Source organism: Azospirillum endophyticum (assembly GCF_016595245.1).
GTDB classification, from domain to species: domain Bacteria; phylum Pseudomonadota; class Alphaproteobacteria; order Azospirillales; family Azospirillaceae; genus Azospirillum; species Azospirillum endophyticum.
In genome coordinates this window covers 136,446-150,506 of record NZ_JAENHM010000069.1, presented here as the reverse complement: position 1 = coordinate 150,506, position 14,061 = coordinate 136,446, and the positions used below count along the sequence as shown (strand labels likewise).

Here is a 14,061-nt window from a genome sequence, read left to right as displayed (position 1 = left end):
CCATGACCGGTGCCGAGCATCGCGTGCTGTATCGCGACCCGCGTTTCTATGCGTCCTTCCCGTCGCTCGCCCCGACGCGGGACGGATCGGTGCTGTTGGCCTTCCGCCAGGCGCGCGACCATCGCTGGCTGCGCGGGGCGGAGTACCGGGCGGGGGAGACCGGGTTCAACCATGTCGACCATCTCGATTCCCGCTCGCAGACCGTCCTGCTGCGGCTCGGCCCCGATGCGGAGGTGCTGGGGGAGGAGACGGTGCTGCCCCCCGACCCGCAGGCGGCCGACCAGGACGCCAGCCTGCTCAGCTTAAGCGACGGCCGCATCCTGCTGACCGGCTTCCGCTGGTATCCGGTGCCGGCGGCCGACGGGGAGGCCTTGCGCGCGCTGGGCTTCGGGTTGGCGGGGAGCCCGCTCAAGACCGGCGACCTCTACCTGTTCTGGGGCGGCTACAGCCGGCACAGCGACGATGGCGGGCGGAGCTGGACCGCGCACCGCGACCTGCCTCCCCTGCCCGGCCATCCCGACATCGTGCCGGGCCAGCGGCCTTTTTACGGCGGTGCGGTGCGCGGCCGGGCGGTGGAGGCGCCGGACGGCACGATCCTGCAGACCGGCTACACCCACCACCCCACTACCGGCACCTATGCCAGCCATCTCTTCGCCTCCACCGACCGGGGGGAAAGCTGGGTCCATCGGGCGGTCATCGCCCTCGACCCCGAGGCCAGGGCCGGCTTCTGCGAGACGGCGTTGCACCTGGATTCCGACGGCGTGCTGCACGCCTTCCACCGCACCACCGGGCTGGACGACCATCTGGCGACCTCGCGTTCCACCGACCTGGGCCACAGCTGGGAGCCGTGGCGGCGCCATGCGGTGGTCGGCCATCCCTATGACGCCTGCCCATTGCCCGATGGCCGGTTGCTGCTGGTCGGCGGTTATCGTCATGCGCCCTACGGCGTGCGCGCCCGCCTCTACGACCCGCGCCGCCAGCAGCCCGACGAGGTGCCGGAACTTGTGCTGCGCGACGACGGGCCGGCGCCGGATTTGGGCTATCCCTGGGCGGCGGTGCTGCCGGACGGCCGCGCCATGGTCGCCTATTACATCTGCGACGCCACCGGCCTGCGCGGCATCGAGGCGACGCTGTTCCGCCCCTGAGAAGAGAGCCTGGGAAGAGGGGGCCTGCGACCCGCTGTGCCCTGGACCGGCCGGCGGGGAGCGGGATACCCTTCGCGCATCATGGAAAGCCCCCTCCCCTTCGTCGCCGCCAAGGCCGTCCCCGGCATCGCCCCCGCCGCCTACCACGACCCGGAAATTTTCCGGATTGAGGAGGAGCGGGTCTTCCGCCATGCCTGGGTCTTCGCCGGCTTCACCGACGACCTTGCCCGGCCCAACGACTATCTGACCCGGCGGATCGGCGGGCTGGACGTGCTGGTGCAGAATTTCGACGGGGATCTGCGGGGCTTCCGCAACGTCTGCACCCACCGCTTCGCCCTGATCCACCGGGCGCCGCGCGGCAACGGCATGCTGCGCTGCGGCTATCACGGCTGGACCTTCGACCGCGACGGCGTGCCCTACGGCATTCCCGGTAACGAGGCGAATTTCGGTCTCGATCGCGAGGGCCGCTGCGGCCGTGCCCTGACGCCGGTGGCGGTTGGGGTGTGCGGCCGCTTCGTCTTCCTGCGGGTGGCGGCGGAGGGGCCGGATCTCGACGGCTGGCTGGGCGTCTACGCCGATGTGCTGCGCCACGCCTCGGAGATCTTCGTCAGCCCCTTCGACGAGCGATCGATGGAATGGGCCGCCAACTGGAAGATGGGGGTGGAGAGCGTGCTGGAGGTCTACCATGCCGACCTCACCCACCCCACCACCTTCCGCAAACTGGTGAAGGGCGATTGGCGTTGCGACTATGACGGCGCCCATTCCCGCGGCGTGACGTCAGTGTCGGACAAGAGCGCGCGTTGGTGGGACGGGGTGTCGGAGCGGCTGGGCTTCCGCCCCAGCCCGATCCTGCGCGACTACGACCACCTGCACATCTTCCCCAACTTGGAGATCGGCTTCACCCGTGGCGCGGTGATGAGCGTCCAGACCTATGACCCGCTTGGCCCCGACCGCTGCGCGCTGACGCTGCGCCTGTTCCTGGCCGATCCGGAGGGCGATACCGGCAGGGGCGGCCCCGCCGCCCGCCGCCTGATCGAGGACGGCGCCCGCGACCTCAACGTCGCCCTGCTGCGCGAGGACCAGGAGGCGTCGGAACTGGCTTTCCGGGGCTGCCGCCAGACGGACCGCCCGGCGGCGCTCGGCCTGAACGAGGAGCGCCTCCAGCAGTTCCACGCGGTGTGGCGGGGGATGATGGGCTGACGCGGGCGGCGATCCCGCTTTTTGTCACTGTCCGGCGGTCCGGTGGTCTGTCACCATCGCGTGGGGGGCTTTGGTCGTCGGAGGTTCATCCACCATGGGCGGCGCCGTCCCGAATCCGTCTTCCGCTCTTCCTGCCGTCATTGCCCTCAACCGGCTCGCCTTCGGTCCGCGACCCGCGGATCTCGAAGCCGGAAGTTCCCAGCCGGATCGCCCGGATCATCGAGACTGGCTGGCCCGCTGGCTCGACCGGCAGCTTTCCCCCAACGACACTGACGATCCCGAGGTCGAGCGCCATCTCGCCGCGGCGAAGCTGCGCATCCGCTATCCGGCCGGCGACGGCTGGGAGGCGGTGGACGAGGACCGGCCGCTGGCCTGCCTGGGCCAGCCGATCGAGTCGCTGTGGTCGCTGGCCGCCAACCGTCCGGCGGTCGCCGGGCCGGAGCGGCAGAGGCCGCGGCTGGAGGTGGCCGCCGCCACCCTGATCCGTGCCGTCCACAGCCACTGGCAGCTGCGGGAGGTTCTGGTCGATTTCTGGCACAACCATTTCAACGTCAACGCGGCGGGCGAGCCGGCGGTGGCGGCCGCCCTGCCGGTCTATGACCGTGACGTCATCCGCCGGCATGCGCTGGGCAACTTCCGCGCCTTCCTGGAGGCGGTGGCGACCAGCAGCGCCATGCAGGTCTATCTGAACAACCGCTCGTCCCGCGCCGGCAGCGCCAACGAGAATTACGCCCGCGAGCTGTTCGAGCTGCACACGCTGGGCAGCGGCGCCTATCTGAACGCGCTGTACAACCGCTGGCGCGACGTGCCGGGGGCCGTGCGCGGCACGCCCGACGGCTATATCGACCAGGATGTCTACGAGGCCGCCCGCGCCTTCACCGGCTGGACGCTGGAGGACGGCGCCGGGCTGGGCGGCGACGCCAAGCTGCCGGTGACCGGCCGCTTCACCTATGTCGAGGGCTGGCACGACGGCTACCAGAAGCGGGTGCTGGGACGGGAGTTCGATCCCTTCCAGTCGCCGATGGCTGACGGACACCGCGTGCTCGACCTCGTCGCCGACCATCCGGCGACCGCCCGCCATGTCTGCACCGCGCTGTGCCGCCGGCTGGTGGCCGACGACCCGCCGGCCGGGCTGGTCGCCCTGGCGGCGCGGGTGTGGACGGAGAACCGCAGCAAGCCGGACCAGATCGCCCGCGTCGTCCGCGCCATCGCGCTGTCGGCCGATTTCGCCGGGATCCGCGACGCCAAGGTGAAGCGCCCGCTGGAACTGGTCGCCTCCTTCGCCCGCGGCGCCGGCATCGACCTCGTCCCGACCAATCCGCTGCTGGGCGAATTGGACGGCAGCGGCCAGCGGCTGTTCGGCTGGCCCGCCCCGACTGGCCATCCCGACCGGATGGAGGCGTGGCTGGGAGCCGCCGCCATGCGCCGCCGCTGGGGGCTGCTGCTCGGGCTGGCGGAGAACCGGTGGGAGACCGGGGCCATCGACCTCGCCGCCCGCTTCCCGGCTCCACTGCCGGCGGCGGCGGCAGTCGACCGCTGGCAAGGCATCCTGCAGGACGGCCAGCCGGAGGCGGCGACCACCGCCGCCATCCTGTCCGGCATGGGACTGGCGGCCGACGTCCTGCTGGCGCCCGGCACCAAGGCCGGCGACGACCGGCTGCGCCGCGTCGCCGCCTTTGTGGCGATGGCGCCGCGCTTCAATCAGCGTTGACGGAGGACATGCCATGACGATCTCACGCCGCAGCATGATGCGGGGCGGGTTGGCGGCCGGTCTCGGTCTGGCCGGCTGCGGGTTGACGGGACTGCCTGGAATCCGCAGCCTCGCCTTTGCCGCCGATGCTTCGGCCGGAGTCGGTGCCGAAGCGCCGGCCGGCACGCTGGTGGTGGTGTTCCTGCGCGGCGGGGCGGATATGCTGGCGCTGGTGGCGCCGGCCGACGACCCCGACTATCACGCCGCCCGGACGCCGGACTTGCGGGTGATGGCCGAGGGGCAAAAGGCCGGCATCCGGCTGGAGCAGACGCTGGCCCCGGCCCTCGACTTCCGCCTGCATCCGGACGCCGCCCCGCTGGCCGACCTGTATGCTGGTCGTCAGCTCGCCATCGTCCATGCAGTGGGGCTGACCGACGGCACCCGCAGCCATTTCGTCGCCCAGGACCTGATGGAGCGCGGCATCGCCCGCGAGGAGGACCTCGCCCGTACCGGCAGCGGCTGGGTCGCCCGCTGGCTGGGCGAGGAGGGGCGTGGTGAGGGAGAGCCGGGACGTGTTCCGGCCATCGGCACCGCCTCGGCGCCGGCCGCCGCCCTGGCCGGGATGGGCGGCGCGCTCGCCGTGCCCGACCTGCGCGGCGGGCTGGCCCCTCCCGGCGGGCCGCAGGCGGCGGCGGTGCTGGCGGCGCTGTATCGGCAGGGCGACGGCTCCTACGAGCGGACGGCGCGGGCGGCGCTCGACGGGTTGACGACGGTCGACGGGCGGCTGCCGCGGGAGGCCGGCGGCAAGGTCGCCGCCTATGATGCGGAAGGCGGTGCCGTCTATGAGGAGACCGAGGCCGGGCGCGCCCTGCAGACGGTGGCGCGCGTGCTGAAGATGGACATCGGCCTGCGGGCGGCCTGTGTCGATGTCGGCGGCTGGGACACCCATGAGAACCAGCAGGGGCGTTTCGCCAACGCCGTCGGCCAGCTGTCGCGCGCCATCGCCGCCTTCCATGCCGATACCCAGCGCTACGACCGCGACCTGACAATGGTGGTGATGAGCGAGTTCGGCCGGCGCCTGCGCGGCAACCGCAGCCAGGGCACCGATCACGGCCATGGCGGCGCCATGATGGTGCTGGGCGGCCGGGTGGCGGGCGGGCGCCTGCTGGGCCGCTGGCCGGGACTGGCCAGCCACCAGCTCGACCGCGGCGTCGATCTGGCGGTCACCACCGACTACCGGACGGTGCTGTCGGAACTGATCGGCCCGCCGGCGGCGCGCAGCTTTCCGGGCTTCCAGGGCGCGCCGCTGGGGGTTCTGCGGGGGTGAGGCAGTCCTGCGGGCGGGGGTGGCATCAGGGACGCCGGGCGGCTCTTTTCCCTACCGCCATTCCCGCCCGTCCATGTCCTGGTAGATTCTGAACCGGTCGCGCACCGCCAGCCAGTCCTCGGCCAGCATTTCGAAGATGTGCAGGTCGATCTCCTGGCCGTCCTTCACCACTTGGCGCTTCAGCACGCCGACCGGGCGGTAGCCGATCATCGGCTGGCCTTTCAGCAGGCGGGGGCTGTTGGTGCCCAGGATGTGGTTCACCACCTTGCGCAGCCCCATGGCGAAGAAGACATGATTCAGCATGTAGGCGAAGTTCAGCGGGGCGGCTCCCATCCGCCCCGCCCGTTCGCCCATCAGCACGCCGATGGTGGCGATTCGCCACTCTGGTTCGGTCACGGTGATGGAGACATGGCCGGCCGGCACGCCGTCGACGCACAGGATGCGGTGGACATAGTCGTCACGCTCCGCACAGCGGCGCAGCCACGCCTTCTGCCGCTCCACGTCATAGGGGACTTTGGTCAGCATCTGGCCGGCGATGTCTGGCCGGGTGCGCCAGTCGAGCAGCAGTTCGGCATGCTCCTCGGCCGGCTCGATGAAGGTCAGCGTTCCGCTCATGCCCGCTCTCCCAGTTGCCGCAGCATCGCCTGGTGGAAGTCGAGGATGCGGCGCTCGCGCCGGCCATAGATGCCGGTGAAGCCGGGGAGATCGGCGATGCCCGGCCGCCCCTGCTGCACCGCCTCGCAGACCGGGCGGTCCTCGGCGATCACCCTGCCGGCGGACTCGATGAGATAGGCGGCGGTGGAGCGGTGGAAGGCTTGCTCGCGCGCCGTCTCCAATCGGGTGGTGGGCAGGAACAGCTGCCACCGCAGGACCGAGGCGTCGGGGGCGACGGGATCGACCCGGTGCGGGATCACCGTGGCGCCGTAGAAGCTCGCCAGATAGAAGTTCGGGAAGATGAAGATGTGGCGGTAGACGGACTCTTCGGCGAAGCGGCGCATGCGCAGCTTGGCGTCCAGCTTCGCCCACCAGCCGGCGGTGCCGTCGGCCAACAGCCAGCGGGAGTCGCTGTTGGCACCGTGGCGCTCGGTGACGAGATGGCTCTGCCAGTCGGGATGGACGGCAGGGTGGATGGTGTCGGGATGGACGGTGGAGCCGTGGAAATCGTCCATCGTGTTCTCGACCAGCGCCTTCCAGTTGGCCTGGAACGGAATGCCGACGGGCGGCTGCGGGTTCAGGCAATTGGTCGACATCAGCGCCAGCCGCTCGCCATAGGGGGCCAGATGCTCAGCCAGGGTCGGACCGCTCTTCCTGCCCTCCTCCGGCGCCACGCGGGCGAAGACCAGGCCGCCGCAGTGGTCGACCTGCAGCGGCCGCACCCGCTCGCCATCGCGGCAGACGCCCTCCATCGCCGCGCCACGGCGCTGCAGCTCGAAGCGCAGCCCGGCCATCTCGGCGGTCAGGACGTCGGTGTCGTCGAACACGCCCATGTAGAGCCAGCAGCGGCCGAAGACCCGTTCGCGCTCCAGGGCGAAGGCCTCTCCGGTCCAGAAATGGCTGTGGGGCAGGAAGGCACCGGGCTCGGGGATGATGCCGGGGTGCAGGGCGGTGCTCATACCGGCAGCTCCGCATCGGCGATGGCGGGATGGCGGGTGGCGGTGCGGGAGAAGCGCCGGTCGGCGCCGGGCGGGGCGGCGCTGTGCAGGACAAGTGCCGCCCCGCCCGGCGCCAGATGAAGGCGCAGGTTGGCGACCTCGATGCGCTCCCAATCCTCGGCCGGCTCCAGCGCGTCGCCGCGGTGGGGGAAGTTTTCGGACAGGGCGGCCAGCCGGGCGAACAGGTCCGTGCCCAGCTCCTCCTCCAGCGATGGGCCGTCGAGGGCCACCCGGACGAAGACCAAGCGGCCGCAGCGGGCCAGCGACGCCGGGTGCAGGGCCAGGCGTCGGCGCCCCTCGGCCTCAAGCTGGAAGTCGGTCGGGTTGAAGGGCAGCCCCACCGGCACGCCGTCGGCGTCGAAGCTCCAGCCGTGATAGGGGCAGCGCAGCGGGCCGCAGCCTGACGGCTCGCCATGGATCACGGCGAAGCGGTGGGTGCAGACGTTGCGGAAGGCGACCACCCGCCCCTTGATGGTCTGCGCCACCAGCGGCACCGCCCCCACCCGCGTGGTGACGAAGGCGTTGGGACCGGCGAGGTCGTCGGTGGTGCAGAGGTGGAACCAGCGGTTTTCGGGCGTCCGGTCATCCATTGCGGAGCTCAGGCGGTGCGGCCGCCGTCCACCGTGACGATGGACCCGGTCATCCAGCGGCTGGTGTCGGCGAGTAGATAGGCGATCATGTGGGCGATGTCGTCGGGATGGCCGAATCCCAGCGGCTGCAGCGTCCGCAGGTGCTCGTACTGCTCGGCGGTCAGCTTCTGCTTGCCGCGCTCGATCAGCTCGGTCTCGACGATGGAGGGGACCACGCAGTTGACGCGGATGCCGTCGCCCAACAGTTCCACGGCCAGCCCCTTGGTGGCGGCGATGATGCCGCCCTTGCTGGCGGCATAGACGACGTTGCCCGGCGAGGCCGCCGTGGCGGCGGTGGAGGAGATCAGCGCCATCGCCGCCCGTTCGGCATGGCAGCCCTTCTGCCGCAGCCCGCGGGCGAGCGCCAACGCGCTGCCCAGGTTGGCCCGCATCACCTCGTCGAAGAAGGCGGCGGAGAAGATGCGGATCGGCCGCAGGGTCTGGATGCCGGCGCAGTGCGCGATGCCGTCGAAGGAGGCGTCGTCGGCGCACAGCCCCTTCATCCAGCCGGGCACGGCTTCGAGGTCCGACAGGTCGAAGGGGGCGATGGCGTGGCTGTCGCCGTCCAGTCGGTCGGCGGTCTCGGCCAGCCGTTCCTCGTCGCGGCCGTTCAGCACCAGCCGCGCTCCCAGCTTCGCCAGCACCACCGCCGTCGCCCGGCCGATTCCGGCCGACGCTCCGGTCACCAGGATGCGGCGGCCGGTCAGGTCCATCGGGTTGTAGGCGGCGGTCATCGCGGGGAAATCCGGTTCGGTGGCGGGAAAGTGGGGACCATAGCATAAGCGCGGCGCCCTCCCCGCTGCGGCTTTTTCGATTGCGCGGCGGATGGGGCTTGGACGGGGATGCTCCGCGCCGTAATTGTCCGCAATCAAGGATCCGGAAACCAATCCGGCCCCACTCTGCGCTATGGTGCCGGCCACCGGTTTCCGAAGAGGCCCCCGCCGGGCCGCGAACACGCGAAGGACAGGACTGTCATGAAAGCCATCATCGAGGGCATCCGGATCGCCGGCCTGCGCGCGGTGGTGCCGCTCCAGCGCCATTCCTTCGTCGAGGACCCCGGCATGTTCACGGTGGAGGAGGCGAGGAAGCTGGCCGCCACCATCGGCGTCCAGGAACGCCGCGTGCTGCCGCCGCCCTATTGCGCCTCCGACCTCTGCATGGCCGCGGCGGAGGGGCTGATGGCGCAGCTGGGCTGGGACCCGGCGACGGTGGAGGTGCTGGTCTTCGTCTCGCAGGATGCCGACTATGTGCTGCCGGCGACCGCCTGCATCATGCAGCACCGGCTCGGGCTGCCGACCAGTGCGGCGGCCTTCGACGTGCCGCTGGGCTGCTCGGGCTATGTCTACGGCCTGTGGATCGCGGCGAAGCTGCTGGGCGGGTCGACGGCCCGCCGTGCGCTGGTGCTGTGCGGCGACAACGCCACACGCCACCTGCATCCGGAGGACCGCGCCACCCTGCCGCTGTTCGGCGACGCCGGATCGGCGACGGCGCTGGAGGTCGACGCGGCGGCCCCGCCCATCCCGGTGGTGATCGGCACCGACGGCGCCGGCGCGCCGCACATCTTCGTCAAGGCCGGCGGCAAGCGCCATAGCCTGATCCCGACGGTCGGCACCGCCGGCCGGGTCGCCGATGAGGAAGCTGCCGCCCAGTTGGAGCGCGACTCGCGCCTGACCCTGAACGGGGCGGAGGTCTTCTCCTTCACGCTGCGCGCCGTGCCGCCGCTGCTGCGCGAGGCGATGGAGCATGCCGGTACCGACATTGACGGCATCGACCGCTTCGTGCTGCACCAAGCCAATGCCTTCATGCTGGAGCATCTGCGGAAAAAGGTGAAGGCGCCGGCCGACAGGTTCGTCATCGATATGCAGGGCTTCGGCAACACCAGCTCGGCCTCGATTCCGCTGGCGATCTGCCACAGCATGGGGGGGCTGCTGGCGGCCGGGCCGGTGAAGACGCTGATGGCCGGATTCGGGGTCGGGTGGTCCTGGGGGGCGATGGTGGCGGAGCTGGGGCCGATGCCGGAGCCGCAGGTGGTCGATCTGCCGGAGGGCTATCCGGTGTTGGCGGTGTGAGGTTTCTTGGAAGGAAGGTACCGGACGATCAAAGCCGACAGCGCGGGTAAGATCAAAGTATTCAGGAAGTGTCGGGAGTGAACGTCCGCATCTCCTGATTCTAGCGTGGCCATTCAGGACGACGGATTAGGCTGAGATACTGCTGTCCGCGTCCCCACAGCGATGGGAACAACCTCATCTCCGACAAGGGGATGTGACCGGCAAAACAGGCGCTGGCCTCGTCCAGGGCTTCGGCGGTCTTCGGAAGAAGTGGCCGCAGAAGCCGGCTCAAGCGCTCCAGGATGGGCAAGGCTGGTATTGCCGGGGCGACGCAGTCTTCTGTCTCGATCGCGTTCATGCAGGTCCACAGTGCCATGCACTCGGTCTCGATGGCGCGACCGGTCGCCTCGTCATGGTCGGCCGGGTCGCAGCGGTAGTCGATCAAGGCCGCGACACGGCGTTCGCAACATGCGGTTACCCTGGCATTGAAGCCGCGTTCGTCACCATGCACATCCTTATACCAGCGAGGATCGGTGGCGATGGCCGGGGAAAGGCCATAGGCGTCGAACTCATCGGCAAGTGCGGCGATTGCTTGCGGGATCGGCAAAAGCTTGGCGTGGCGGACCGGTTGGACGATGTTGTCCATCAGCCAATCCTCGTGCGAGCGGCTCATTCCCTTCAGTGTCGCCAGATGCGGACCGAGAACCGGCAGAAGCGTTGCGATCTGCTCGGCAGGCTCGGCATTCGGCGCGACAATGCCGGTTCGGATCAGACGACGTAGATTTTCCGACAGGATCGAGGCCGGACTGACCGTGGTGATGACAAGGACGCCCCCCGGAGCAACGAAGCGCGCCAACCGGCGGAGCAGCGCCAGCGGATCGGACACATGCGGCAAAAACCCCTCGGCCAGGACGAGGTCGAACCGCTCGTCCGTCATGAATTCCTCGAAGGTGCTTTCGATGACCGTCAGGCTTGGATCATCGCCGAAATGCCGAGCGAGATTCTGGCGAGTCTCCGTCACTCCCCGTGGGTTGCCGTCGACCAGGACATAGTGGCTGGGCCGCAGGCTGGCAGTGAACAGAGCGTTGTGACCCGAGCCGGGACCGAATTCTATGACGCGGCGGTTGGCGACGAAGGCAGGGGGGATGCCGAGAAATCGGTAAAGAGAATCTCGTCGCTGGAAATGGGTTGCCAGATTGCTGATGTCTTGGACGACTGGCGATACGTCATGTTTGCGGTAGAAATTGAGATAGGGAATGTCGGTCATTGTTAGTCCATGAACTTGCCCAGCCGATGGCAACCGCAACAGGCGCCCAGCCGGTTTGCCATCAAAGTATCTGAAGGCTCGGGCGAACGGTAGCGCCGTGAATCGGGAGCTTCAACCGGGATCCTAACGGCAAAGCGCTTGTGCGGAACCACCGGGTATGGCACTTCCAAACATCAAGCCGAACGTTCACCATACCGAACGAATACCACCTTAAGGAGCTTTTCGGCATGGACACCGTGCTGGATCATCTGCGCGCCCATGGCACGCGCTCCGACACTGTGTTCTGTCATTTCGTTCGCAATGGCATGGCGACCGTCCTGAGGTTCGGGGACGTCTTGGACGGCGGGACCGCCTACGCCCACCACTTCCGGCGTTGCGGCCTTCAGCCCGGCGATATCGTGCTGATTGTGCTGCGCCATACACCCGATCTGCTCCAAGCCTTTGTCGGCGCGCTGATTGCCGGTTGCGTGCCGTCCATTCTGGCGCCGCTGACCGAAAAACAAAGCCCGGACGTTTATTGGCCCGGTCTGCGCCGTATGTTCGACCGGGTCGGTGCCCGCGCCCTGGTGGTTGCCGCCGCCGATCAGGGCGGGGTGATCGCCGCCGCCGGCTCCAAAGAGCTTGTCATCGTCGACCCTGACCAAGTGCCGGCCGACACCCGGCCCTTCGAATGGCCGGATGTCAGACCGGACGACGTGGCGTTCCTCCAATTCAGTTCGGGCACCACCGGCCTGCGTAAGGGAGTGATGCTGACGCATCGGGCGGTTCTCGAACAGGTCGAGGCGTATCGAGCCGCCATCGGCCTTGGTGTCGCCGACCGGATCGCCAGTTGGCTGCCGCTCTACCACGACATGGGGCTGGTCGCTTGTTTCGTCATGCCGCTGGTGCTGGGGATCCCGATCGTCCTGCTCGACCCAATGGAATGGGCGCGGCAGCCGGGAATCCTGTTCCGATGGATCGAAGAGACCAAGGCAACCCATGTCTGGCTGCCCAATTTCGCCTTCAACCACCTGAGATTGGCGGTCGGCTCGGATGAGCGGTACGATCTTGGCTCGGTCAAGGCTTTCATCAACTGCTCCGAACCCTGCAAGGCGGCGACCTTCGATCAGTTTCTCCAGCGCTTTGGTTCCTGGGGAGTTGGGTCGGATCGGCTGACGACCTGCTACGCCATGGCCGAAGCGGTCTTTGCAGTGACCCAGTCGCCCCTGGGCGCCCCACCTGTCCGCCTGATGGCCTCCGCCAAGGCGCTTGCGTTCGGCAGGATCGAGCCGGGCGACGAGGACGATTCCCTTGTGCTTCTGTCGGTCGGCAAGCCGATTGACGGGATGGCGGTGCATATTCTTGACGACGCGCGGCAGCCTTTGGCGGCCGGGCGGGTCGGGGAGATCGCCTTGAGCGCGTCCTTCTTGTTCACCGGCTATCATTCCGCCCCGGAGGACACGGCGGCGGCCTTTCAGGACGGCTTGTACCTGACCGGCGATCTTGGCTTCATCCAGGATGGCGAGCTGTTCATTACCGGACGGCGCAAGGATGTCATCATCGTCAACGGACGCAATTACTATGCCCATGACATCGAGGCGCTTGCCGCCACGGTGGAGGGGGTCATCCCTGGCCGCCTTGTCGCCCTCGGGTTGATGAGCCAGGCGACGATGAGCGAAGAGGTGGTGGTGTTGGCTGAATGCGCGGACCCCGATCCTGCCGCTCGCCGCGCTGTTGTGCGTGCTCTGAAATCGACGCTGCTGCGGGGGCTTAATCTTTCCGTACGTGCCGAGCTCGTCGCTCCGCGTTGGCTCATCAAGACCACCAGCGGAAAAATCGCGCGCGGGGAAAATCTTGAGCGTTATCTGACAATGAACCAAAATATCAGGATATCTCATGGACAAGTCTATGGAACGTGAAAATGTGTCCACTCTTTTGCTGGAGGTGATGCAGTCCGTATTTTTCGATCCGGGTATCACGATCGACGATGAGACGGTCGCCGAGGATGTCAATGGTTGGGATTCTTTGTCTCATGTTCGTTTGCTTCTTGCGATCGAGAAGAAATTTTCCATTACCATCGGCCCATTAGAAGCGGATCGTCTGAAGAATGTCGGAGAGTTGATCGACCTTATCCAGAAGAAGATGGCAGGCTGAAGCGGTTTGAATCTGCTTTAGTGCCCATTTAAGAATTTTGACAACGGACTTCCACTATGCTCCGGAACGAAACGCAAGACACCCGCCCTTTGTGCATTCTCGTTGGGACGTGCATCAGCTTTGGCATCCAATATCTGCTTTTGCAATCCGATGAGTTTAAGAAAACCTATCGGATGAAGGCCTATCGGACTCATCGAAATCAGAAAATCATGTCCGATTTCAACATTTCCGATGAAGAACTCAACGAGGCATCCGTCTTTATCTACCACCCTCCCGGCTGGGCTGACTGGGGCAATGACGAAGGATACCGTGAACTTCTCCGGCGTATACCGGATCATGTGCAGAAGATTTCCTACCCTTATCCTGTGTTCCACGCTCTTTGGCCGTTGCACGCCCATGAGAAGAGGCTCGAGGATCCGAGCCGGGAAGCTGGTTTCGGTCAGTCGGACGCTATCTACGCCTATGGCGACAGCTTCGTGCTCAGCCAGATGCGCCAGGGGCTATCGACCGAGGAAATTATCCGACGCTATCTGGACCTGAACATTCCGGACATCGTTGATGTCGACGGCATTCTCAAGCGAAGCATCGATACCCAGATCGCCAAGGAAGAGTCGACTGATGTCAAAATCATTGACTTCGTCGTTGATAATTTCAAGACAAAGAGAACCTTTGTTACGATGAATCATGTTGGTAATGTGTCCCTCATCCACATGACCAACCAGATGCTGCAGATGATGGGATTCGCTCCGCTGCCGGATTCTCTTCATGATTCGCTGTTCGAGATGATCGATCCGCAAATGCCGATTCATTCCAGTGTAATCAAGCATTTTGGCCTGACTTTCGTAACGCCGGATACGCGTTATAGAATTGACCCACGGCGCAACCTGACTTTTTCGGAATACCTCACTCACTACATCGAGTTTCGATAAAGTTTTGCGGGAAGCTCCACTTCCCGCAAAAACTCCCCGTT

At 67.1% G+C, this 14,061-nt stretch carries 13 protein-coding genes; 8 read left to right on the top strand and 5 right to left on the bottom strand.

The features are described from left to right. Positions 1–2: 2 nt before the first annotated feature. The 4 genes from JHL17_RS25705 (at position 3) to JHL17_RS25690 (ending at position 5,362) form a co-directional block, all read left to right on the top strand. The gene (locus JHL17_RS25705; RefSeq protein ID WP_247893818.1) at positions 3–1,145 is read left to right on the top strand and encodes a sialidase family protein; all 1,143 of its coding nucleotides are present in this window, start codon (positions 3–5) and stop codon (positions 1,143–1,145) included. An 81-nt stretch (positions 1,146–1,226) separates the two neighbouring features. Beyond that, positions 1,227–2,345: an aromatic ring-hydroxylating oxygenase subunit alpha gene (locus tag JHL17_RS25700; protein WP_200197527.1), complete on the top strand. Its 1,119-nt coding sequence runs from the start codon at positions 1,227–1,229 to the stop codon at positions 2,343–2,345. Between the two features lie 94 nt (positions 2,346–2,439). Then, on the top strand, positions 2,440–4,056 hold the full coding sequence (locus JHL17_RS25695) for a DUF1800 domain-containing protein (protein WP_200197526.1): 1,617 nt from the start codon (positions 2,440–2,442) through the stop codon (positions 4,054–4,056). 13 nt (positions 4,057–4,069) lie between these two features. After that, positions 4,070–5,362 carry a DUF1501 domain-containing protein gene (locus JHL17_RS25690; RefSeq protein WP_200197525.1) on the top strand — a complete coding sequence of 431 codons (1,293 nt, stop codon included), beginning with the start codon at positions 4,070–4,072 and terminating at the stop codon, positions 5,360–5,362. A 51-nt stretch (positions 5,363–5,413) separates the two neighbouring features. Here the strand turns inward: JHL17_RS25690 and JHL17_RS25685 are convergent, their stop codons facing one another. From JHL17_RS25685 to JHL17_RS25670, 4 genes are read right to left on the bottom strand one after another with little or no spacing between them, the layout of a single operon-like run. Beyond that, positions 5,414–5,977: a GNAT family N-acetyltransferase gene (locus JHL17_RS25685; protein ID WP_200197524.1), complete on the bottom strand. Its 564-nt coding sequence runs from the start codon at positions 5,975–5,977 to the stop codon at positions 5,414–5,416. Continuing rightward, complete coding sequence (locus JHL17_RS25680; RefSeq protein ID WP_200197523.1) at positions 5,974–6,975, bottom strand: RHO alpha subunit C-terminal catalytic domain-containing protein; 1,002 nt, start codon at positions 6,973–6,975, stop codon at positions 5,974–5,976. Before JHL17_RS25680 ends, JHL17_RS25685 begins: the two co-directional genes overlap by 4 nt. After that, entirely contained in the window at positions 6,972–7,604 is a 633-nt protein-coding gene (locus tag JHL17_RS25675; protein ID WP_200197522.1) for a Rieske 2Fe-2S domain-containing protein, read from the bottom strand. Before JHL17_RS25675 ends, JHL17_RS25680 begins: the two co-directional genes overlap by 4 nt. Positions 7,605–7,612: 8 nt before the next feature. Beyond that, a complete protein-coding gene (locus JHL17_RS25670) occupies positions 7,613–8,377 on the bottom strand; it encodes an SDR family NAD(P)-dependent oxidoreductase (RefSeq protein ID WP_200197521.1) in 765 nt (254 codons plus the stop codon). A 240-nt stretch (positions 8,378–8,617) separates the two neighbouring features. Between JHL17_RS25670 and JHL17_RS25665 the strand changes: the two genes are divergently transcribed. After that, entirely contained in the window at positions 8,618–9,712 is a 1,095-nt protein-coding gene (locus tag JHL17_RS25665; protein WP_200197520.1) for a 3-oxoacyl-ACP synthase III family protein, read from the top strand. A 100-nt stretch (positions 9,713–9,812) separates the two neighbouring features. On the opposite strand, the gene JHL17_RS25660 is transcribed toward JHL17_RS25665, so the two are convergent. Then, positions 9,813–10,958, bottom strand: a complete 1,146-nt coding sequence (locus JHL17_RS25660; RefSeq protein ID WP_200197519.1) for a class I SAM-dependent methyltransferase — start codon at positions 10,956–10,958, stop codon at positions 9,813–9,815. A gap of 227 nt (positions 10,959–11,185) precedes the next feature. Here JHL17_RS25660 and JHL17_RS25655 point away from each other — a divergent pair, with 227 nt between their 5' ends. From JHL17_RS25655 to JHL17_RS25645, 3 genes are read left to right on the top strand one after another with little or no spacing between them, the layout of a single operon-like run. After that, positions 11,186–12,856 (top strand): AMP-binding protein, encoded by a 1,671-nt coding sequence (locus JHL17_RS25655; RefSeq protein ID WP_200197518.1) that lies wholly within the window; start codon positions 11,186–11,188, stop codon positions 12,854–12,856. Continuing rightward, positions 12,834–13,091 carry an acyl carrier protein gene (locus JHL17_RS25650; RefSeq protein ID WP_200197517.1) on the top strand — a complete coding sequence of 86 codons (258 nt, stop codon included), beginning with the start codon at positions 12,834–12,836 and terminating at the stop codon, positions 13,089–13,091. The genes JHL17_RS25655 and JHL17_RS25650 overlap by 23 nt, the downstream gene beginning before the upstream one ends. Before the next feature lie 56 nt (positions 13,092–13,147). Beyond that, positions 13,148–14,020 (top strand): WcbI family polysaccharide biosynthesis putative acetyltransferase, encoded by an 873-nt coding sequence (locus tag JHL17_RS25645; RefSeq protein WP_200197516.1) that lies wholly within the window; start codon positions 13,148–13,150, stop codon positions 14,018–14,020. Positions 14,021–14,061: the final 41 nt, after the last annotated feature.

Coding starts and splice junctions, on each gene's coding strand:
- JHL17_RS25705 (WP_247893818.1), top strand. CDS start 3: ATGACCGGTGCCGAGCATCGCGTGCTGTATCGCGACCCGCGTTTCTAT.
- JHL17_RS25700 (WP_200197527.1), top strand. CDS start 1,227: ATGGAAAGCCCCCTCCCCTTCGTCGCCGCCAAGGCCGTCCCCGGCATC.
- JHL17_RS25695 (WP_200197526.1), top strand. CDS start 2,440: ATGGGCGGCGCCGTCCCGAATCCGTCTTCCGCTCTTCCTGCCGTCATT.
- JHL17_RS25690 (WP_200197525.1), top strand. CDS start 4,070: ATGACGATCTCACGCCGCAGCATGATGCGGGGCGGGTTGGCGGCCGGT.
- JHL17_RS25685 (WP_200197524.1), bottom strand. CDS start 5,977: ATGAGCGGAACGCTGACCTTCATCGAGCCGGCCGAGGAGCATGCCGAA.
- JHL17_RS25680 (WP_200197523.1), bottom strand. CDS start 6,975: ATGAGCACCGCCCTGCACCCCGGCATCATCCCCGAGCCCGGTGCCTTC.
- JHL17_RS25675 (WP_200197522.1), bottom strand. CDS start 7,604: ATGGATGACCGGACGCCCGAAAACCGCTGGTTCCACCTCTGCACCACC.
- JHL17_RS25670 (WP_200197521.1), bottom strand. CDS start 8,377: ATGACCGCCGCCTACAACCCGATGGACCTGACCGGCCGCCGCATCCTG.
- JHL17_RS25665 (WP_200197520.1), top strand. CDS start 8,618: ATGAAAGCCATCATCGAGGGCATCCGGATCGCCGGCCTGCGCGCGGTG.
- JHL17_RS25660 (WP_200197519.1), bottom strand. CDS start 10,958: ATGACCGACATTCCCTATCTCAATTTCTACCGCAAACATGACGTATCG.
- JHL17_RS25655 (WP_200197518.1), top strand. CDS start 11,186: ATGGACACCGTGCTGGATCATCTGCGCGCCCATGGCACGCGCTCCGAC.
- JHL17_RS25650 (WP_200197517.1), top strand. CDS start 12,834: ATGGACAAGTCTATGGAACGTGAAAATGTGTCCACTCTTTTGCTGGAG.
- JHL17_RS25645 (WP_200197516.1), top strand. CDS start 13,148: ATGCTCCGGAACGAAACGCAAGACACCCGCCCTTTGTGCATTCTCGTT.